The sequence below is a fragment of the Geodermatophilus sp. SYSU D00758 genome (assembly GCF_054049955.1).
Window position 1 is genome coordinate 1 of record NZ_JBJGYK010000032.1, and the last position, 19929, is coordinate 19929.

Annotated in this window: 17 protein-coding genes; 11 read left to right on the forward strand and 6 right to left on the reverse strand. The window is 76.5% G+C overall.

Annotated elements, in window-relative coordinates:
• The 4 genes from ACI8AC_RS19180 to purM form a co-directional block, all read left to right on the forward strand.
• A partial coding sequence (locus ACI8AC_RS19180; RefSeq protein WP_456899430.1) for a zinc-binding dehydrogenase occupies positions 1–664 on the forward strand: 664 nt, incomplete at its 5' end.
• Positions 661–1269, forward strand: coding sequence for an MBL fold metallo-hydrolase (locus tag ACI8AC_RS19185; protein ID WP_456899431.1), 609 nt, complete (start codon positions 661–663; stop codon positions 1267–1269). The genes ACI8AC_RS19180 and ACI8AC_RS19185, both read left to right, overlap by 4 nt.
• Positions 1270–1387: 118 nt before the next feature.
• Positions 1388–2926 carry an amidophosphoribosyltransferase gene (gene purF, locus ACI8AC_RS19190; protein ID WP_456899432.1) on the forward strand — a complete coding sequence of 513 codons (1539 nt, stop codon included), beginning with the start codon at positions 1388–1390 and terminating at the stop codon, positions 2924–2926.
• Positions 2927–2949: 23 nt separating this feature from the next.
• Positions 2950–4044 carry a phosphoribosylformylglycinamidine cyclo-ligase gene (gene purM, locus ACI8AC_RS19195; RefSeq protein WP_456899433.1) on the forward strand — a complete coding sequence of 365 codons (1095 nt, stop codon included), beginning with the start codon at positions 2950–2952 and terminating at the stop codon, positions 4042–4044.
• A 190-nt stretch (positions 4045–4234) separates the two neighbouring features.
• Here the strand turns inward: purM and ACI8AC_RS19200 are convergent, their stop codons facing one another.
• Both ACI8AC_RS19200 and ACI8AC_RS19205 read right to left on the reverse strand, forming a co-directional pair.
• The gene (locus tag ACI8AC_RS19200) at positions 4235–4459 is read right to left on the reverse strand and encodes a DUF3073 domain-containing protein (protein ID WP_456899434.1); all 225 of its coding nucleotides are present in this window, start codon (positions 4457–4459) and stop codon (positions 4235–4237) included.
• A 186-nt stretch (positions 4460–4645) separates the two neighbouring features.
• Positions 4646–5710: a Glu/Leu/Phe/Val family dehydrogenase gene (locus ACI8AC_RS19205; RefSeq protein ID WP_456899435.1), complete on the reverse strand. Its 1065-nt coding sequence runs from the start codon at positions 5708–5710 to the stop codon at positions 4646–4648.
• 127 nt (positions 5711–5837) lie between these two features.
• On the opposite strand from ACI8AC_RS19205, the gene ACI8AC_RS19210 reads away from it, so the two are divergent.
• The 4 genes from ACI8AC_RS19210 to ACI8AC_RS19225 all read left to right on the forward strand — a co-directional run bounded on the left by ACI8AC_RS19210 (position 5838) and on the right by ACI8AC_RS19225 (position 10153).
• Positions 5838–6833, forward strand: a complete 996-nt coding sequence (locus ACI8AC_RS19210; protein ID WP_456899436.1) for a sugar ABC transporter substrate-binding protein — start codon at positions 5838–5840, stop codon at positions 6831–6833.
• Between the two features lie 104 nt (positions 6834–6937).
• On the forward strand, positions 6938–7879 hold the full coding sequence (locus ACI8AC_RS19215; protein WP_456899437.1) for an ABC transporter permease: 942 nt from the start codon (positions 6938–6940) through the stop codon (positions 7877–7879).
• Positions 7876–8709 (forward strand): ATP-binding cassette domain-containing protein, encoded by an 834-nt coding sequence (locus tag ACI8AC_RS19220; RefSeq protein WP_456899438.1) that lies wholly within the window; start codon positions 7876–7878, stop codon positions 8707–8709. The genes ACI8AC_RS19215 and ACI8AC_RS19220 overlap by 4 nt, the downstream gene beginning before the upstream one ends.
• 106 nt (positions 8710–8815) lie before the next feature.
• Positions 8816–10153, forward strand: a complete 1338-nt coding sequence (locus ACI8AC_RS19225) for a M23 family metallopeptidase (protein ID WP_456899439.1) — start codon at positions 8816–8818, stop codon at positions 10151–10153.
• Between the two features lie 69 nt (positions 10154–10222).
• Here ACI8AC_RS19225 and ACI8AC_RS19230 read toward each other — a convergent pair whose 3' ends face one another.
• Entirely contained in the window at positions 10223–10747 is a 525-nt protein-coding gene (locus ACI8AC_RS19230) for a hypothetical protein (protein ID WP_456899440.1), read from the reverse strand.
• A gap of 58 nt (positions 10748–10805) precedes the next feature.
• Between ACI8AC_RS19230 and ACI8AC_RS19235 the strand changes: the two genes are divergently transcribed.
• From ACI8AC_RS19235 to ACI8AC_RS19245, 3 genes are read left to right on the forward strand one after another with little or no spacing between them, the layout of a single operon-like run.
• Positions 10806–11675 (forward strand): MBL fold metallo-hydrolase, encoded by an 870-nt coding sequence (locus tag ACI8AC_RS19235; protein WP_456899441.1) that lies wholly within the window; start codon positions 10806–10808, stop codon positions 11673–11675.
• Positions 11672–12985 carry a class I adenylate-forming enzyme family protein gene (locus tag ACI8AC_RS19240; protein ID WP_456899442.1) on the forward strand — a complete coding sequence of 438 codons (1314 nt, stop codon included), beginning with the start codon at positions 11672–11674 and terminating at the stop codon, positions 12983–12985. Before ACI8AC_RS19235 ends, ACI8AC_RS19240 begins: the two co-directional genes overlap by 4 nt.
• An 11-nt stretch (positions 12986–12996) precedes the next feature.
• Positions 12997–14610, forward strand: coding sequence for a GMC family oxidoreductase (locus ACI8AC_RS19245; protein ID WP_456899443.1), 1614 nt, complete (start codon positions 12997–12999; stop codon positions 14608–14610).
• A 6-nt stretch (positions 14611–14616) separates the two neighbouring features.
• Here the strand turns inward: ACI8AC_RS19245 and ACI8AC_RS19250 are convergent, their stop codons facing one another.
• From ACI8AC_RS19250 to ACI8AC_RS19260, 3 genes are all read right to left on the reverse strand, one after another.
• Positions 14617–16734, reverse strand: coding sequence for a transglycosylase domain-containing protein (locus ACI8AC_RS19250; protein WP_456899444.1), 2118 nt, complete (start codon positions 16732–16734; stop codon positions 14617–14619).
• A 169-nt stretch (positions 16735–16903) separates the two neighbouring features.
• Complete coding sequence (locus ACI8AC_RS19255) at positions 16904–17104, reverse strand: hypothetical protein (RefSeq protein WP_456899445.1); 201 nt, start codon at positions 17102–17104, stop codon at positions 16904–16906.
• Between the two features lie 141 nt (positions 17105–17245).
• The gene (locus ACI8AC_RS19260; RefSeq protein ID WP_456899446.1) at positions 17246–19825 is read right to left on the reverse strand and encodes an ATP-binding protein; all 2580 of its coding nucleotides are present in this window, start codon (positions 19823–19825) and stop codon (positions 17246–17248) included.
• Between the last annotated feature and the right edge of the window lie 104 nt (positions 19826–19929).

Below are 19929 nucleotides of genomic sequence, written 5' to 3' on the forward strand. Positions count from 1 at the left end.
CCAGTGCACCAAGGTCGACCCCGCCGCCCCGGCTCCCGCCGCCGGGCTGCTCGGCTGCGGCGTGATGGCCGGCGTCGGCGCGGCGATCAACACCGGCGGCGTGCGCCGCGGGGAGAGCGTGGCGGTGTTCGGCTGCGGCGGCGTCGGCGACGCCGCCATCGCCGGCGCCAGGCTGGCCGGCGCCAGCACCATCGTCGCCGTCGACATCGACGACCGGAAGCTGGAGTGGGCGAAGAAGTTCGGCGCCACCCACACCGTCAACTCCAAGCAGACCGACGCGGTCGCGGCGGTCAAGGCCGCCACCGGCGGCTTCGGCGCCGACGTGACCATCGACGCGGTCGGCCACCCGGCGGTGTTCGAGCAGGCCTTCTACGCCCGCGACCTGGCCGGCCGGGTGGTCCTGGTCGGCGTGCCCACCCCCGACATGCAGATCACCCTGCCGCTGATCGAGGTCTTCGGCCGCGGCGGGGCGGTCAGGTCCTCCTGGTACGGCGACTGCCTGCCGGCCCGGGACTTCCCGATGCTGGTCGACCTCTACCTGCAGGGCCGCTTCCCGCTGGAGGACTTCGTCACCGAGACCATCGGCCTCGACGACGTCGAGGAGGCCTTCACGAAGATGCACCACGGCGACGTGCTGCGCAGTGTCGTGGTGGTCGACAAGTGACGGCGCGGATCGAGAAGACGGTCGTCAGCGGCGTCTTCAGCCTCGACGGGCAGGACTTCGACGTCGACAACAACGTCTGGCTGGTCGGCGACGACGACGAGGTGCTCGTCATCGACGCCCCGCACCGCGCCGAGCCGATCCTCGAGGCCGTCGGCGGCCGGAGGGTGACCGCGATCGTGCTCACCCACGGGCACAACGACCACATCACCGCCGCGGTCGACCTGCGGGCGGCCACCGGCGCGCCGATCTGGTTCAACCCCGCCGACCGGATGCTGTGGGACGTCGTCCACCCCGACACCGCCCCGGACGAGGAGCTGACCGAGGGCCAGGCCTTCGAGGTGGCCGGGACGACGCTGACCGCGCTGGCCACCCCGGGCCACTCCCCGGGCAGCACCTGCCTGCTGGCCCCCGACCTGGGCACGGTGTTCACCGGCGACACGCTGTTCTGCGGCGGGCCCGGGGCCACCGGCCGCTCCTACAGCGACAAGCCCACCATCCTGGACTCCATCCGGACCCGGCTGATGACCCTCCCCGGGGACACCGTCGTCCGCACCGGGCACGGCGAGGACACCACCGTGGCCGCCGAGGTGGACAACATCTCCTGAGGTCGATCTCCTGGGGTCGATCTCCTGGGGTCGATCTCCTGGGGTCGGGGCCGGGGCGGGCGGCGCGGATCACCTCGCCCGCCCCGGCCGCGGCGTCCGGCCCCGGTACCCTCGACGGGTGCCACGCGGTGACGGACGGCTGACGCACGACCTCGACCCCCAGTCCCCCGGACCCCAGGACGCCTGCGGCGTCTTCGGTGTCTGGGCACCGGGGGAGGAGGTCGCCAAGCTGACCTACTTCGGTCTCTACGCCCTGCAGCACCGCGGCCAGGAGGCCGCGGGCATCGCCGTCTCCGACGGCGCCTCGGTCGTCGTCTACAAGGACCTCGGGCTGGTGAGCCAGGTCTTCGACGAGTCGACGCTGAGCAGCCTGCACGGGCACCTGGCGGTCGGGCACACCCGCTACTCGACGACCGGGTCCTCGACCTGGGAGAACGCCCAGCCCACCTTCCGGACGACGGACGCCGGCACCGGCCTGGCGCTGTGCCACAACGGCAACCTGGTCAACACCGCCGAGCTGGCGAGCCGGGCCGCCGACGCCGGCGTGCCCGGGGCCTTCACCTCCACCACCGACTCGGACCTGGTCACCGCGCTGATCGCTGCGCGGCCGGACCTCTCGGTCGAGGCCGCCGCGATGGAGGTCCTGCCCCAGTTGCGGGGCGCCTTCAGCTTCGTCTTCATGGACGAGACCACGCTGTACGCCGCCCGGGACCCGCAGGGCGTGCGGCCGCTGGTGCTCGGCCGGCTGGAGCGGGGCTGGGTGGTGGCCAGCGAGACCGCGGCCCTGGACATCGTCGGCGCCTCCGTGGTCCGCGAGGTCGAGCCCGGCGAGCTGCTGGCCATCGACGAGGACGGGCTGCGCAGCCAGCACTTCGCGGCGGCCCAGCCCAAGGGCTGCGTCTTCGAGTACGTGTACCTGGCCCGCCCCGACACCACGATCGGGGGCCGGGGGGTGCACGCCGCCCGCGTCGAGATCGGCCGGCGGCTGGCCCGGGAGCACCCCGCCGAGGCCGACCTCGTCATCCCGGTCCCCGAGTCGGGCACGCCGGCCGCGGTCGGGTACGCCGAGGCGTCCGGGATCCCCTACGGCCTGGGGCTGGTCAAGAACTCCTACGTCGGGCGCACCTTCATCCAGCCCAGCCAGACGATCCGGCAGCTGGGCATCCGGCTGAAGCTCAACCCGCTGCGCGACGTCATCCGCGGCAAGCGCCTCGTGGTGGTCGACGACTCCATCGTGCGCGGCAACACCCAGCGGGCGCTGATCCGCATGCTGCGCGAGGCCGGGGCGGTCGAGGTGCACGTCCGCATCTCCTCGCCCCCGGTCAAGTGGCCGTGCTTCTACGGCATCGACTTCGCCAGCCGGGCCGAGCTGATCGCCAACGGCCTGGACATCGACGGCATCCGCGCCTCGATCAACGCCGACTCGCTGGCCTACGTCTCCGAGCAGGGCCTGATCGCGGCCACCGAGCAGCCGGTCACCCGGCTGTGCACCGCCTGCTTCACCGGCCAGTACCCCATCCCGCTCGGGGAGAGCGAGGTGCTGGGCAAGCACGTGCTGGAGGGCATCGAGCGCCGCGCCGTGACCGGCTGGACCGGCCGGCAGGCCGGCAGCGCCACCGTCCCGGGCGGGGCGGACGACGCCCTCCGCCGTCCCTGAGCGGCGTGGGGGAAGAGCCGTCCGTGAGCGGCGTGGGGGCCGAGCCGTCCGTGAGCGGCGCGGGCGCAGGGCGGTACACGTACGCGGCCTCCGGCGTCGACATCGACGCAGGGGAGCGCGCGGTCGAGCTCATGCGGACGGCGGTGGCCCGGACCAACCGCCCGGAGGTCGTGGGCGGGCTGGGCGGCTTCGCCGGGCTGTTCGCCCTCGACACGACCCGGTACCGCCGGCCGCTGCTGGCCTCCTCCACCGACGGGGTCGGGACGAAGATCGCCCTCGCGCGGGCGCTGGACCGGCACGACACCGTCGGCATCGACCTGGTGGCGATGGTCGTCGACGACCTGGTGGCCTGCGGCGCCGAGCCGCTGTTCCTGCAGGACTACGTGGCCTGCGGCCGCGTGGTGCCCGAGCGGATCGCCGCGATCGTCACCGGCATCGCCGCGGGCTGCACGCAGGCCGGGGCGGCCCTGGTCGGCGGGGAGACCGCCGAGCACGGTGACCTGATGGGCCCGGACGACTACGACCTCGCCGCCACCGCCGTGGGCGTCGTCGAGGCCGACGCGGTGCTCGGCCCGGAGCGGGTCCGCGCCGGGGACGCGGTCGTGGCGATGGCCTCGTCGGGCTTCCACTCCAACGGCTACTCGCTGGTGCGCCGGGTCGTGGCCGGCGCGGGCCTGGACCTCGCGGCGGTCCCCGCCGGGCTGGACCGCCCGCTGGGCGAGGAGCTGCTCGAGCCCACCCGCATCTACGCCCGCGACTGCCTGGCCCTGGTCGAGCGCTTCGGCGTCGACGGGGTGCACGCGCTGGCGCACATCACCGGCGGCGGGCTGGCCGGGAACACCGCCCGGGTGGTGCCCGACGGTCTGGAGGCGGTGCTCGACCGCGGCACCTGGGCGCTGCCGGCCGCAGTCGCGCTGATGGAGGAGCACGGCGTGCCGCGCGCGGAGTCCGAGCGGGCGTTCAACTGCGGCGTCGGCATGGTCGCCGCGGTCGCCCCCGGGGTCGCCGACGACGTCGTCGCCGCGCTCGGCGGGCGCGGGGTGCCGGCCTGGGTGGCGGGCACCGTCGGGGAGCGCTCGGGGGACACCGCGGCCCGGCTGGTCGGCCGATACCGCTGAGAGAGGACCCCTGGAGGACCTCCCTGCCCCCACCACTCGCAAGCCCGCGGCGGGTCCCTGCACGGAGGCCTCGGCCTCGTGAGCTCGGCGGGAGCCTCCGGGCGGGCCGGCGGGCGGCAGCACGCGGACACCGCGGCTCCCGGGGGAGCCGCGGTGTCCGTCGTGTCAGACCGTGCGGGTCAGGCGCGGGTCAACGGCTGGCAGCCCAGTCGTCGTCCGCGTCGTCGTCCGCCCAGCGGTCGACGAACTCGTCGTCGTCCTCGTCGTCGTCGGTCGCCCGGTGCGGGGCGGTGTACGACGACGACGGTGAACCGGCCAGCTCGCGCTGCAGCGCGGAGAGGTCGGTGTTCGGTGAGCTGTACTTGAGCTCACGGGCCACGCGTGTCTGCTTGGCCTTCGCTCGGCCGCGCCCCATCGGCTCGACCCCCTCGTTACGGAGTACGGGAGCCCAGCGTGCGGGCTGGACGGCCCGCGTGGCGACCCCGACTGAGTGACTCTGTCTCCACCGAGCTTACGACACCGATCGGCGACGGGCACGGGTCTCCCCCCGCTGTCCCCCGCGCGGGGGGAGACCCGGGTCGCCCCAGCAGGGGGACGGGCGTCAGCGCGGCAGCCGGATGGTGGCCAGCCGGCCGACGGAGCGCATCCGCTCCTCGGCCATCCGGTCGGCGGCCACGGCCGGGGAGACGCCCTGCTCCTCGGCGGTGCGGAACACCCGCAGCGCCACGTCGAAGATGCCGGCGGCCTTGGCCTCGGCGCGGGCGAAGGAGAAGCCGTGCCGCTCGTCCTCGACCTGGATGACCCCGCCGGCGTTGACCAGGTAGTCCGGTGCGTAGAGGATCCCGCGGTCCATCAGCCGCCCGGCGATGGCGTCGGAGGCCAGCTGGTTGTTGGCCCCGCCGCAGATCACCTCGGCCTCCAGCACCGCCACCGTCTCCTCGTCCAGCGCCCCGCCCAGCGCACAGGGGGCGTAGACGTCGGCCGGGGTGCGCACCAGCGTGGCCGTGTCGCCGACGGCGTCCACGGCCGGGTGGCGGGCCAGCACCCGCTCGACCGCGTCGGCGTCCACGTCGGTGACGACGACGTCCGCGCCGTCGTCCACGAGCCGGTCGACCAGCCAGCTGCCGACCTTGCCGACGCCGGCCACGGCGACGGTGCGCCCGGCCAGCGAGGGCTTGCCCCAGCGGTGCTGAGCGGCGGCCCGCATGCCTTGGAAGACGCCGTAGGCGGTGAGCACCGAGGAGTCGCCGCACCCGCCGTAGGCCTCCGACCGGCCGTGCGCGAACCGCGTCTCGCGGGCGACCACGTCGAGGTCGGCGTTGGAGGTGCCCACGTCGCAGGCGGTGAGGTAGCGGCCGCCCAGGGACTCGACGAACCGGCCGTAGGCGCGCAGCAGCGCCTCGGTCTTGCCGGTGGCCGGGTCGCCGATGATGACCGCCTTGCCGCCGCCGAGGTCCAGCCCGGCCAGGCTGTTCTTGTAGGCCATGGCCTTCGACAGCGCGAGCGCGTCGGCGACCGCGGCCTCCTCGCTCGCGTACGGGTAGAAGCGGGTCCCGCCCAGCGCCGGCCCGAGGGCCGTGGAGTAGATCGCGATGACCGCCCGCAGGCCGGAACCCGGGTCGGAGCAGAAGACGACCTGTTCGTGCCCGGAGGCGAGAACGTCCACCCCGGGAGCGTAGATGCCCCGCGGCCGCCCGGCGGGCGGGTCCCGAGCGGGTCCGCCGCCGCGCGGTCGGGGCGGGCGGGCATGATCCTGGGTCGGCACACCCCGTCCCGCGGAGGATCTCTCGACCATGGCTGCCCCGAAGCGACACCGACTCCTGGCCCTCGCCGTGGCCGCACCCCTGACCCTGGCCGCCTGCACGACCGGCGGGGGCGGCGGCGACGCCGGAGGGTCGGGCGGCGGCGGGGGAGGGGCCGGGGACGGCGGCGACCTCTCCTTCGCCGTGGTGACCCACGGCTCGGCCGGGGACGCGTTCTGGGACGTCGTCCAGAACGGGGCCGAGGCCGCCGGGGAGGACCTCGGGGTGGCGGTCGACTACCAGAGCGACGGCGACCCGCAGCGGCAGTCGCAGCTCATCGACGCCGCGGTGAACCAGGGGGTCGACGGCCTCGTGGTGTCGATGGCCAACCCCGACGCCCTGCAGGACTCGGTCGAGGCGGCGGTCGCGGCCGGCATCCCGGTCGTGACGATCAACTCCGGCGCCGAGCGCGCGGACGAGTTCGGCGCGATCGGGCACGTCGGGCAGGACGAGCGGGTCGCCGGCCGCGGCGCCGGCGAGCGGCTGGCCGCCGACGGGGCGCAGAACGTGCTGTGCGTGGTCCACGAGCCGGGCAACATCGGGCTGGAGCAGCGCTGCTCGGGCGCCGCCGAGGGCCTCGGCCGGCCGCTGACGACCGTGCAGGTGGACATCAACGACCTGCAGGGCGCGCAGTCGACGATCACCTCGCAGCTGCAGGGCGATCCCTCGGTCGACGCCGTCCTCACGCTCAACTCGGCCGTCGCGGCGGTGGCGGTCGAGGCCGCGGCCGACGCCGGGTCGGACGCCGCCGTCGCCACCTTCGACCTGAACCAGGACGTGATCGCCGGCATCCAGGAGGGCGACATCTCCTTCGCCGTCGACCAGCAGCAGTACGAGCAGGGCTACCTGCCCGTGGTGATGCTCAAGCTCTACGCCGAGAACCTGAACACCGTCGGCGGCGGGCAGCCGGTGCTCACCGGCCCGGGGATCGTCGACTCCTCGAACGTCGACGAGATCGCCGACCTGGCCGCGGCCGGTACCCGCTGAGCAGCGCCACGCAGAGCCCGCCGCGGGCCGACGAGCGGGTCGCCGCCGTCGGCCCGCTGCGCAGGCTGCTCGTCAAGCCCGAGCTCGGCGCCCTGGTCGGCGCGGTGGCGGTCTTCACCTTCTTCGCGGTGCAGTCCGAGCAGTTCCGCTCGCTGCGGGGCGTGGCCAACTGGCTGGACCCCGCCTCGACGCTGGGCATCATGGCGGTCGCGGTCGCCCTGCTGATGATCGGCGGCCACTTCGACCTCTCCGCCGGGGTCATGACCGGCACGACCGCGCTGACGGTCGGCGTCGTGGCCACCCGGCTGGACCAGAACATCTGGGTGGCCATCGCCGTCGCGCTGGTCGTCGCCCTGGCGATCGGCTTCCTCAACGGCTGGCTGGTCACCCGCACCGGGCTGCCCAGCTTCATCATCACGCTGGGCTCCTTCCTCATGCTGCAGGGTCTCAACCTGGGCCTGACCAAGCTGTTCACCGGCACGGTGACCGCCTCGGGCATCGGCGCGGCCGCGGGGTACGGCAGCGCGGAGTGGGTCTTCGCCTCCCGGCTGGAGATCGCCGGCGTGGAGTTCCGGGTCGCGATCCTGTGGTGGGTGATCCTCACCGCGCTGGCCTCCTGGGTGCTGCTGCGCACCCGCTTCGGCAACTGGGTGTTCGCCACCGGCGGTGACCCGGTCGCGGCCCGCAACGTCGGCGTCCCCGCGCGGCGCACCACCATCGCGCTGTTCATGACGACGGCGGGGGCGGCGTGGTTCGTCGGCACCACGCTGGCGGTGCGGCTGACCTCGGTGCAGGCCAACACCGGCATCGGCCAGGAGCTGATCTACATCGTGGCCGCGGTCATCGGCGGCTGCCTGCTCACCGGCGGCTTCGGCTCGGCCGTGGGCGCGGCGCTCGGCGCGCTGGTCTTCGGCATGACCCAGCTGGGCATCGTGTACCTGCGCTGGGACGCCGACTGGTTCTACTTCTTCCTGGGGCTGATGCTGCTGCTCGCCGTGCTGGCCAACCGGGCGGTCCGCCGCTACGCCGAGGCGAGCCGGCGGTGACCGCGGCCGGGCCGGACCGGGCCGGGGGCGGCGGGGAGCCGCCGCTGCTGGAGCTGCGCGACGTCGGCAAGACCTTCGGCACCGTCATCGCCCTCGACGGGGTGAGCACCACCGTGCGCGCCGGGGAGGTCACCTGCGTGCTCGGCGACAACGGCGCCGGCAAGTCCACGCTGATCAAGATCCTCGCCGGGGTGCACCGGCAGGACCGCGGCGAGCTGCTGCTGGAGGGCCGGCCGGTGGCTTTCGGCGCCCCCCGCGAGGCGCTGGACGCCGGGATCGCCACCGTCTACCAGGACCTGGCGATGATCCCGCTCATGTCGATCTGGCGGAACTTCACGCTGGGCAACGAGCCGACCCGCGGCTGGGGCCCGTTCCGCCGGTTCGACGCCGCCCGGGCCAAGGAGCTCGCCCGGCGCGAGATGGCGGCGATGGGCATCGACATCCGCGACCCCGACCAGCCGGTGGGCACCCTCTCCGGCGGCGAGCGGCAGTCGGTGGCGATCGCGCGGGCCGAGCACCGCGGCGCCCGGGTGCTGATCCTCGACGAGCCGACCTCGGCGCTCGGGGTGCGGCAGGCCGGCGTCGTCCTGCGGCACATCGCCGGCGCCCGGGACCGCGGCGTCGGTGTGGTGTTCATCACGCACAACCCGCACCACGCCTACCCCGTGGGGGACCGGTTCCTCCTGCTCGGCCGCGGCCGCAGCCTCGGGGACTTCGCGAAGGGCGAGGTCAGCATCGAGGAGGTCACCCGGCTGATGGCCGGCGGGAGGGAGCTCGACGAGCTGGCCGAGGAGCTGCGGGCCCCGGGTCCGGCGGAAAAGGGGGGCTGAGCCCTCAAGGTCCCCCGGGCGGGTGACGACCACTAAGGGGACAGTCGTGGAGCCCGTGCCGGACGCCGGCGGGCGCCACGCCCCTCTTCCCCAGGGAGCGAGCGAGATGCTGCAGCGCCGACGCCACCGGTCCGCCGGGCGGACCCGGGCCGCCCGGGGCCTGCTGGCCGGGCTCGTGGCCGGGGCCCTCCTGCTGGTCGCCGCCGGCCCGGCCGGCGCGGCACCGGCGCCGCCGCCCAACCCCACCGACGGCGAGATCGGCGCGGCGCAGTCGGCGCAGGACGCCGCCGCGGCCGAGGTCGGCCGGATCGCCGCGGAGGTCGCCGCGGCCGAGTCCGAGCTCGAGCGCCTCGGCGTGCAGGCCGAGGCCGCCGGCGCGGCCTACCTCGCCGCGGAGGAGGCGCTCCTGCAGGCCCAGGCCGAGGCCGAGCGGACGGCGAGCGCGCTCCAGGAGGCGGCCGCCGCCGTGGATGCGGCGCTCTCCCGGATCGCGGGGTTCTCGCGGGACAGCTACATGAACGGCAGCGTCCTCAGCACCGCCTCGGTGCTGCTCGACGCCGAGGGCCCCGGCGAGCTCATCCAGCGGGCCGCGATGATCGACTACGTCTCGGCCAACCAGCTCGACGTCCTCGGCCAGCTCGAGATCGCCCGCGTGCAGCAGGCCAACGCCGACTCCGCGGCTCGGGCGGCCCGCGACCGGATGGCCGAGGCCGAGCAGGCCGCCGCCGAGGCCAAGGCCGTGGCCGACAGCCGGCTGGCCGGCCAGCAGGCCGCCTACGAGCAGGTCGCCGCGCAGAAGGCGGCGCTGGACCAGCAGCTGCAGGACGCGCAGGTCCGGCTCCTCGAGCTCCAGGGCGCGCGGGACGCCTACGCGCAGTGGCAGGCGCAGAAGGCGGCGGAGGAGGCGGCCGCGGCCGCCGCAGCCGCCCGGGCCGCCGAGGAGGCCGCCGCGGCGGCGGCCGCCGCCCGCGCCCGGGCGTCCGGCTCGGGGTCGACCGCCTCCGCGTCGTCCGGCTCGGCGTCGTCCGGTGCGGCCTCCGGCGCCTACGTCCGGCCGACCTCGGGGCGCACGTCCAGCTGCTTCGGCTACCGGTGGGGCGCGCTGCACGCCGGGGTGGACATCGCCGCCCCGATCGGCACCCCGGTCTACGCCGCGCACTCCGGGGTGGTCCGGCGGGCCGGCACCGCGACCGGCTTCGGCTACGCCGTCTACATCCTCGGCGACGACGGCGCGGTCACCGTCTACGGCCACGTGAACCGCTACTTCGTCTCCGCCGGTGAGCGGGTGCTGGCCGGCGAGCAGATCGCCGAGGTCGGCAACCGCGGGCAGTCCACCGGTCCGCACCTGCACTTCGAGGTCCACCCGAACGGCGCGATGTACAGCGGGTCGGTCGACCCGGCGCCGTGGATGGCCGCGCGCGGGGCCGGCATCGGCGGCTGCTGATCCCCCACGACGACGGGCCCGCTCCCCCTCGGGGAGCGGGCCCGTCGCGCGTCCGGCGCGGGGAGCCGGTCAGCTGGTCGGTGCGGCGGTCTGGCAGTTGGCCAGCACGTACTCGGTGACGTTGGTCTGGGCCTCGACGACCTGCGTGCTCAGCCGGGCCTCGGCCTCGGTGTAGGCCTGCTGGCCCTCGGGCGTGGAGAGGTCCAGCCCGGCCACCGAGGACTGCAGCTGGCGCAGCGCGTCGCCGAGGGCGTTCCAGTCGGCCTCGATCGCCGGGGGGGCCTCGACGGTGTCGAACGCGCCGATGACGTCGTCGAGCAGGGTGGGCAGCTGCTCGGGGGTGGCGGTCTGGAAGGCCGTCGTGAGGTCGGCGAAGACGGTCTGGACCTCGGTGCAGAACCCGGCGGCGGCCGGGTCGGGGGAGGTGGCCGGGCCCTCCGAGGTGGAGGGGGCGGCCGAGGACGAGGTCGCCGACGACGTCGCGGTCGCGGTCGCGGCGGTCTCCTCGTCGGAGGAGCCGCCGCAGGCGGTGAGCAGGACGACGGCCGCGGCTCCGGCCACGGCGGCGCGGAGCAGGGTCGCAGGAGATCTCATGCGGGCACGCTAGCCGGTCGCCGCGGGTCGGCGGGCGGGCGCGGCTACCGTCGCCGGGGTGCAGACCCCGACCGACCCGCGCGTCACCTGGGACCTCCCCGCACCCGGGGCCATGCCCCGCACGGCGGACCTCGAGCCGCTCGTCACCCGCGTGCTGGCCCCCAACCCGGGCCCGATGACCCTCGACGGGACCAACACCTACGTCGTCGGCGCCCCGGGCAGCGGCCGGGCGGTCCTCGTCGACCCCGGCCCCGACGACCCGGCGCACCTGGCCGCGGTCGAGGCCGCGCTCGCCGCCCGCGACGCCCGCTGCGTCGCCGTCCTGGTCACGCACCACCACGGCGACCACGCCGAGGCGGCGCTGCCGTGGGGGGCCCGGTTCGGCGCCCGCGTGGCCGCGGCCGACCCGCGGGTGGCCGGCCCGGGCGGCCGGGTGCTGGAGCCGGGGGAGCGGCTGGACCTCGCGGGGACGGCGATCGGCGTGGTCCCCACCCCCGGTCACTGCGCCGACCACCTGTCGTTCCGGCTCGAGTCCGGCGCGGTGCTGGCCGGGGACCACGTGCTGGGCCGCGGCACCTCGGTGGTCACCCACCCCGAGGGCGACGTGCTGGCCTACCTGGATTCGCTGCGCCGGGTGCACGACCTCGGCCCGAGCGCGCTGTACTGCGGCCACGGCCCGGAGCTGACCGAGGACCCGGGCGCGGTCCTCGACTACTACCGGGCGCACCGGGCGATGCGCGAGCAGCAGCTGCTGGAGGCCCTGGCGCCCGGGCCGCGGACCGTCGACGAGCTGGTCGCGGCCGTCTACGCCGACGTCCCGCGGGCCGTGTGGCCGGCGGCGGCGCAGTCGACCCGCGCCACCCTGGCCAAGCTCCTGGCCGAGGGCCGGGTCGAGGGCGACCTGGACGCGGCGGTGCGGCGGGCATGAGGACGGTGGTGCGGCCGGCCGAGAGCGAGCGCGGCCAGCGGCGGGCCGCGGCAGCGCTGGCGGCCGCCGGCCTGCGCCCGGGGGACCGGCTGCTGGTCTCCGCCCCGGCCTCGCCGGCGCTGCTGGCCGTCGTCCTCGGGGCGCTGCGGACCGGCGTCGTCCCCGTGGTCCTCGACCCGGCGCTGCCCGCGGCGGAGCGCGCCGCGCTGGCCGAGGACGCCGACCCGGCCCTCGACGTCGGCGCCGAGCCGGAGCGGCTGCTGGCCGGGAGCGCGCAGGCCGACCTCGCCGCCGTGCCCCTGGCCCGGCCGATGCACTACACCTCCGGGACCACGGGCCGCCGCAAGGGCGTCTGGTCCGGCGTGCTGGCCGAGGACGACGCCCGGGCGCTGGCCGCCGAGGAGATCGAGCTGTGGGGGTTCGGCCCCGGCGACCGGCACCTGGTGCTCTCCCCGCTGCACCACTCCGCGCCGCTGCGCTTCGCCGTGCACACCCTGCTGGCCGGTGGCGAGGTGCTCCTGCCCGGCCCGTTCGACGCCGCCCGCGCGGCGCGGGCGATCACCACCGGGCGCCCGACCACGACGTTCTGCGTGCCCACCCACCTGCAGCGGCTGGTCGGCCGCGACGACGTCGACTGGTCCTCCTTCCGGCGGCTGGTGCACGCCGGCGCCCCGTGCCCCGAGCCGCTCAAGCGCGCGGTGCTGGCCGCACTGCCCGCGGGCAGCGTGTGGGAGTTCTACGGCTCCACCGAGGCGCAGTTCACCGTCTGCTCGCCCGAGGACTGGCTGGCGCACCCCGGCAGCGTGGGGCGTGCCCGCCCCGGTCGGCGGCTGGAGGCCGACGTCCGCGGGCAGCTGTGGTGCGCGGTGCCCCGCTGGGCGCGGTTCGAGTACTGGCGGGCCCCGGAGAAGACGGCCGCGGCCTGGCGGGGGGACCGGGTCACCGTCGGCGACCTGGGCCGGGTGGACGACGACGGCGTGGTGTGGCTCGACGGCCGCCGCGAGGACCTGGTGATCTCCGGCGGGGTGAACGTCTACCCGGCCGAGGTCGAGGCGGTGCTCGACGCGCACCCCGCGGTGGTGGAGAGCGCGGTGGTCGGCGTCCCCGACCCCGACTGGGGGCAGCGCGTGGTGGCCGTCTACGTGGGGGCCGCGGACCCCGCCGAGCTGGCCGCGTGGGCGCGCGAGCGGCTGGCCCCGGCCAAGCGGCCCAAGACCCTGCACCCGGTCGCCGAGCTGCCGCGCACCTCGACCGGCAAGGTCCGCCGGCTGGACCTGCCCGGGCTCCTGGGGCTCGTCGGGCGTGGTTGAGGGGGAGTGGCGTGGCTGAGCGGGAGTGGGACGTCGTCGTCGTCGGCGGGGGGACGTCGGGCCTCCCGCTGGCCGCCCGGCTGGCCGACGCCGGCCGCCGGGTGCTGGTGCTGGAGGCCGGCGCGGACCACCCCGGCGGCCCGCCCGAGGTGCTCGCCGATGCCGCGCGGATGGGCGCGGCCGTGCCGGGGCACCCGGCCAACTGGGAGCTCACCGGCCGGCTCACCGACGACCTGGCCTTCCCGGTGCCCCGGGGCCGGGTGGTCGGCGGGTCCAGCGCGCTCAACGGCTGCTACTTCGTGCGGGGCACCCGCGCCGACTTCGACTCCTGGGCCGCCGACGGCAACGACCTGTGGGCCGCCGACCGCCTGCTGCCGGCCTTCGTCCGGCTGGAGGCCGACCGGGAGTACGGGGACGCGCCCGGCCACGGCGCCTCCGGCCCGGTGCCGGTGACCCGGCCCCGCCCCGGTCACCCCCTGGCCGACGCCTTCGGCGCGGCGACCGCCGAGCTCGGCTTCCCCGCGGAGCCGGACAAGAACGCCGACGGCCCGCCCGGCTGGGGGCCGCTGCCGATGAACGTCAGCGACGGTGTCCGGATGAGCACGGCGCTGACCCACCTCGCGCCGCGGCGCGGGCACCCGGGCCTCACCGTCCGCGGCGGTACCGCGGTGCGCCGGGTGCTCGTGGAGGGCGGCCGGGCGGTCGGCGTGCAGACCGACGCCGGCCCGGTGCGCGCCGCCGAGGTGGTGCTCAGCGCGGGTGCGGTCGGCTCCCCGCACCTGCTGCTGCTCTCCGGCATCGGCCCGGCCGACGAGCTGCGGGCCCTGGGGATCGCGGTGGTGGCCGACGTCCCCGGGGTGGGGCGCGACCTGACCGACCACCCGGACGTCTACGTCACCTGGCGGCCGGCCCGCCGGCTGCCCATGCCGCGCGACCTGCTGCCGCTGTGGGGGGCGCTCAACACCACGGCCGAGGGCTCGGCGGTGCCGGGTGACCTGGAGCTGCTGCCGTGGCTCAAGCCCTTCAGCCGGGTGATGGTCCACCGCGCGGCCGCCGGGGTGGCCGGGGCGTTCCGCCGGCCGGCGGCCACGCTGCGGGCGCTGCGGGGGACGTCGCCGGCCCGGCTGCTCGACACCGCCCGGCGCCGCGACGACCTGTTCGTCGGGGTGGCCCTGCAGCGGGAGGACAGCCGGGGGCTGCTGCGGCTGGCCACCGCCGACCCGGGGGAGCTGCCCCGGGTCGAGTACCGCTACCTCACCGAGCCGGCCGACCGGCGCCGGATGCGCGAGGGGGTGCGGCTGGCGGCCGAGCTGCTCCGGACGGCGTCCCTCGCGCCCCTGGTGGAGCGGCGCACGGGCCTGCCCGACGCCGTCCTGGCCGACGACCGGGAGCTCGACCGGTGGGTGCGGCAGCACCTGGCCACGGCCGTGCACCTGGCCGGCAGCGCGCGGATGGGCCCGGACGGCGACCCCGGGGCCGTGGTCGACCAGGACCTGCGGGTCCGCGGCGTCGAGGGCCTGCGGGTGGTCGACACCTCCGTCATGCCGCGGGTGACCTCGCGAGGGCCGGCGGCCACCGCGGTGGCGATCGGCGAGCGTGCCGCCGAGCTGATGACCGGCGGGTGAGGCCGGTCAGCGCGGCCCCCGGCCCCCGCCGCCGCGGAAGGGCGTGGTGTCGGTGGGGCCCGCGGTCTCCCGCTGCGGCGCCGGGGCGACCTGGGGGACCGGCGGGTCCAGCGGGATGCCCGGCGGCGGGAAGAACGCGGGCGGCTGGGCGGCGAGGATCGGCGTCATCGCGTCCTTGAAGATCTGACCGCCCCGGCCGCCGCCGAACCCGCCGACGTCCACGTTCGCCGTCGGGTTGAAGAGCATGACGCTGGCCGCGTACTGCGGGGTGTAGCCGACGAAGGCCACCGAGAAGCGGTCCTGCGCGGTGCCGGTCTTGGTGGCGATCTGGTGGCCGGGGATGGCGGCGCGCACCCCGGTGCCCCAGGGCAGCGACGAGCCGCCGACCAGGATCTGGTTGAGGGTGGTGGCCACCGCCGGCGACACCGCCTCCGGCGTGCAGGAGGCGCCGGTGCCGACCGGGGTGCCGTCCTCGCGGGTGAGCGGCTGCCCGTCGCGGTCGAGGACCTCCACGACCGGCACCGGGGCGCAGCGGGTCCCGTTGGCGGCGAGGGTGGAGTAGGCGCTGGCCAGCGCCAGCGGGCTGGTCGCCTCCGGGCCGAGGGTGAACGAACCGCGGTTCTCGGCGACGACCTGGTCGGCCACCGGGTCCAGGGAGAACAGGCCCATCCGCTGCGCCGCCCGCACCGGGCCCTCGATGCTGCCCAGCTGGTCCTCCAGGGCGACGAAGTAGGTGTTGGACGACCGCTGCAGGGCCTCGGCCATCGAGAGCGTCGGCGGGATGCTGGTGCCGAAGTTGTGCACCGTGTACGGGTCGAGCCCGTTGCGGTACACCCGCGAGGTGTAGGTGTTCCCGCTCGTGATGACGTGCCACGGCGGGATGCCCCGCTCGAGGGCGGCGGTCGCGACGAAGACCTTGTACGTCGAGCCGGCGCCCTTGCTGGCGGCCACGTTGAGGTTGACCGACGACTGCGCCGGGTCCTCCCGGTCGTAGCCGAACACCCGGTTGGCGCTCATGGCCAGCACGTTGCCGGTGCCCGGCTCGACCGCCGTGAACATCGCCGCCACCGGGTCGCCCATCGGCTGGTTGGCCAGGACGGCGGCGTCGGCGGAGCGCTGCAGGTCCGGGCGCAGCGTGGTCCGGATGGTCAGCCCGCCCTCCTCCAGCGCGGTCTGCGTGATGCCCAGCGTCTCGACCAGGTGGCGCTGCAGGAAGTCGCAGAAGAAGCCGCCGATCAGGGCGCCCGCGCACCCGTTGGGGGGCCGCGGCTCCGGGACGGTCTCGACCGGGCCGGCGGTGGCCTCGGCGAGCTGCTGGTCGGTGATGACGCCCAGCTGGTGCATCCGGGTGAGCACCTGGTCGCGGCGTTCCCGGGCCTGGTCCGGGGCCGCCAGCGGGTTGTCGCTGGCCGGCGTCTGCACCAGGCCGGCCAGCATCGCCGCCTGCGGCAGGGTGAGGTCCGCGGCGTCGACGGAGAAGTAGGTCCGGGCCGCGGCCTGCACGCCGTAGGCGCCCTCGCCGAAGTACACGATGTTCAGGTAGCGGGTGAGGATCTCCTGCTTGTCGTAGGTGTCCTCCAGCGCCAGGGCCAGCCGCGCCTCCTTGAGCTTGCGGGTGACGCTCTGCTCCGTCGCGGCCTGCCGCTCCTCGGGCGTGGTGGCCGTCTGCAGGAGGGTCTGCTTCACCAGCTGCTGGGTGAGCGTCGAGCCGCCCTCGCGCACCCCGCCGGAGGCGAGGTTGCGCACCAGCGCCCGCACGGTGCCCTCGACGTCCAGGCCGTTGTGCGAGTAGAAGCGTTCGTCCTCGATGGCGACGATCGCCTCCTCCATGACGTCGGCGATCCGCTCGGCGGACACCGGCGTCCGGTTGTCCCGGTAGAAGTAGGTGATCACCGAGCCGTCGGCGGCCAGCACCACGGTGTTGCCCGGTGGTGTGGCGTCGGTGAGCTCCACCGGCAGCGGCGCGAGCAGCCCGGCGGAGCTGTCGGCGACCAGGGCCGGCACGACGACCCAGGGCACCAGCAGCCCCGCGACGAGCGCGCCAGCCGTGGACAGGGCCAGGACCAGGCCGCCCGCGGCGCGCACCCGCGGGTCCGAGCGGCGTCCCCCGTGCGAACGTGACATGTTCGACCTCGCCTGCGCCGCGCGTCCCGGTCTGAGCGCCCCGGCGCGCCCCGATCATCCCGGATGACGCGGGATCGGGACAGTCGGATGCGTGCGGTCGCCGCTGCGGCGCGGGACGGGTCGTCCCGGCGGCGCGAGCACGCAGCCGCCGGGACGCCGGGACCGGGGGTCAGCGGGAGGCGGGCAGCTCCGTGGTCGGCACCGGCTCCGACCAGGCGTCGGGGTGCGGCCGGCCGGTGGCGGCCACCCACCCCGCGGCGCTGCCCGAGCCGCGCGGGGGGGCCGGGCGGGCGCTCAGGGCGACGATGAGCGCGAGCAGCACGACGAGCCCGACGAGGACACCGCCGATCACCAGGAGCGTCGTGAGCATGCACTGACAGTAAGCACCGGACCAGTCCGTGTCACCGGGCAGGTCCGGGCAGATCCGGCCGAACCTGGCCGCCCGCTTGCGCAGGTCCTGCCAGTTGACAGGGCCGCGCGGGGCACCCCGCGTCGGGCGCCGGACCGCGGGTCACCCGGTCAGGGTGGTCAGCGCCTCGTCGAGCGCCGCCCAGGGCCCGGCGGCCGCCCCGGCGGCGCGCTCCCGCTGCTCGGCGTCGGGCCCGAGGGCGGCCCGGATGCCCTCGGCGAGCCGGTCGGCCAGCGGCTGCAGGGGTGGCCACACGGCGACGTCCAGCTGCGCCCGGGCCGCCTCGGCGGCACCGGCCAGCCGGGCGGCGCGGGCCGGGTCGCCCGAGGCCAGCGCCAGGCCGGCCAGGCCGTCGAGGCAGTACGCCAGCCCCTCGAGGTCGCGGATCCGCCGGTGCAGCGCCGCGGCCTCGGCGAGCCGCTCCCGGGCCCCGGGGAGGTCCCCGGTCAGCAGGGCGTCCAGCGCGAGCTGGTCGTCGAGGGTCGCGGTGAGGGTGTCGTCGCCGAGCGCCCGGGCCAGCGCCAGGGCCTCCCGGTGGGTGGCGGCCGCCTCGTCCGGCCGGCCGGCCAGCACGGCCACCGCCCCCCGGAACAGCAGGGCGAAGGCGACCGACCAGGTGTCGCCGCTGCGCCGCAGGGCGGCCACCGCGTCGTCCAGCGCCGGGGCGAGCCCGGCGTCCCCCGGGGGCAGGGTCATGGCCAGCCCGTTGAGCCCGTGGCCGAGCAGCCAGGGGTCGTCCCGCTCCCGGGCAAGGGCGACCAGCCGCTCCAGCAGCGGCCGGGCCTCGGCGGTGCGTCCGAGGGCGACCCGGGTGGCGCCCCGGGCCCACAGCAGCTGGCCGGCGAGCTCCGGCGGGAGCCGCCCGGCCGACGGCAGCGCCGCGGTGCGCTCGGCCATCTCCGCCATGGCCCCCAGCAGCCCGCGGGCCCACCACCAGCGGGCCAGCGGCCCGGCCAGCCGGACGGCGAGCTCGGCCCGGTCGTGCTCCACCGACCACAGCAGCGCCGCCTGCAGGTCGGCCACCTCGTCCCGCAGCCGGGCCTGCCAGCGGCGGTGCTCGGGGCCGGACAGCCCGGCACCGGCCTCCGCGCTCACCCCGGCCAGGTGCTCGGCCAACCGCTCGCGGACGGCCTCCGTCTCGCCGCGCTCGTCGAGGCGCTCGGCGGCGTAGGCGCGGACGAGGGTGAGCATGCGGAAGCGCGGCTCCCCGGCCCCGGTGTCCGTGGAGGTCACCAGGCTGTGCCCGACCAGCGCGGAGAGGGCCTCGAGGACGTCGAGGTCGTCGTCCACCGCGCCGATCGCCTCGGCGGTGTCGAGGGTGCACCCCCCGACGCAGACCGACAGCCGGGCGAACAGGGCCCGTTCGGCCTCGCTGAGCAGGTCGTGGCTCCAGGCGATGGTGTCGCGCAGGGTGCGCTGCCGGCCGGGGGCGTCGACGTCGGCACCGCGCAGGTCCAGCGCCCGGCCCAGCCGGCGCAGCAGGACCGACGGCGGCAGGGTGCGCACCCGCGCCGCGGCGAGCTCCACGGCCAGCGGCAGCCCGTCGAGGCGGCGCACGACCTCGGCGACCGCGGGGCCGGTGGTCTCGGTGACGGCGAACGCCGGGTCGGCCCGGCCGGCGCGGGCCACGAACAGCTCCACGGCCGGGGTCGCGGCGAGCACGTCCGGCCGGGTCTCGCCCTCCTCGGGCACCGCGAGCGGGCCCAGCGGCACGTCGTGCTCCCCGCGCAGGCCGAGCACCGCACGGCTCGTGACCAGCAGCCGCGTGCCGGGGCAGCGGGCGAGCAGGGCGGCCGCGGCCGGCGCGGCGCCCAGCACCTGCTCGGCGTTGTCCACCACGAGCAGCGCCCGCAGGCCGGCCAGCCGCTCGGCGACCAGGTCCAGCAGCGGGCGACGGCCCTCGGGCACCACGCCCAGGGCCGCCGCGACCGTGCCGGGGACCTCGCCGGGGTCCCGGACGGGGGAGAGGTCGACCCACCACACGGCGTCCTGCTCGGCCACCAGCCGCTCCGCCACCGCGAGCGCCAGCCGGGTCTTCCCCGTGCCGCCGGGCCCGGTGATGGTGACCAGGCGGACGGCGGGGTCGCGCAGCCGGCCGGTCACCAGCTCCAGCTCGGCGCGCCGGTCGACCAGCGGGGTGGCCGGCGTGGGCAGCCAGCCGGCGGCCAGGCCCGGGGCGGCCGGTGCCGGGGCCGTGAACCGCTCGGTGAGCAGGACGGCGAGGTCGTCGGCCACCAGGTCGGCCAGCTCGGCCGGGTCGTCGTACGGCGTGGTGGACGCGCCGCTCTCGGCCTGCATCCGGGTGATCAGGTCGGCGAGCCGGGGCTCGCGCCCGGGTGCGGTGCGGCGCACGTACAGCAGCCGCGGCATGCCGGCGGACAGGTCGTACTCGTCCTCGAGGCCGGAGACGTCCATGCCCGGGGCGATCCACCCGTAGCGCTCGCCGTAGACCCCGACGAACACGTCGCTCTGGGCCAGGTAGGCGCGGTAGAGGTCACGCGGCGGGTGCGGCCGGGCGCCGAGCTCGAAGAGCACCGGCGTCAGCCGCATGCGGGTCACCGCGTCGCGCACGGCCCGGCGCTCGGCGGCCAGCTCCTCGATCGTGGAGGACACGAAGACCCGCAGCCGCTGGTCCGGCGTGGCGATCGGGCGCGGGACACCGTCGGTCCGCGGATCGGCCACGGCCACCTCCCGCCCCGGCACCGCGCGCGGCCCGGCCCGGCACGACGTGGCACGGCACGCCACAGCACGGCGTGGCCGGGAGTCTAGGCAGCGCCCGGAGGTGC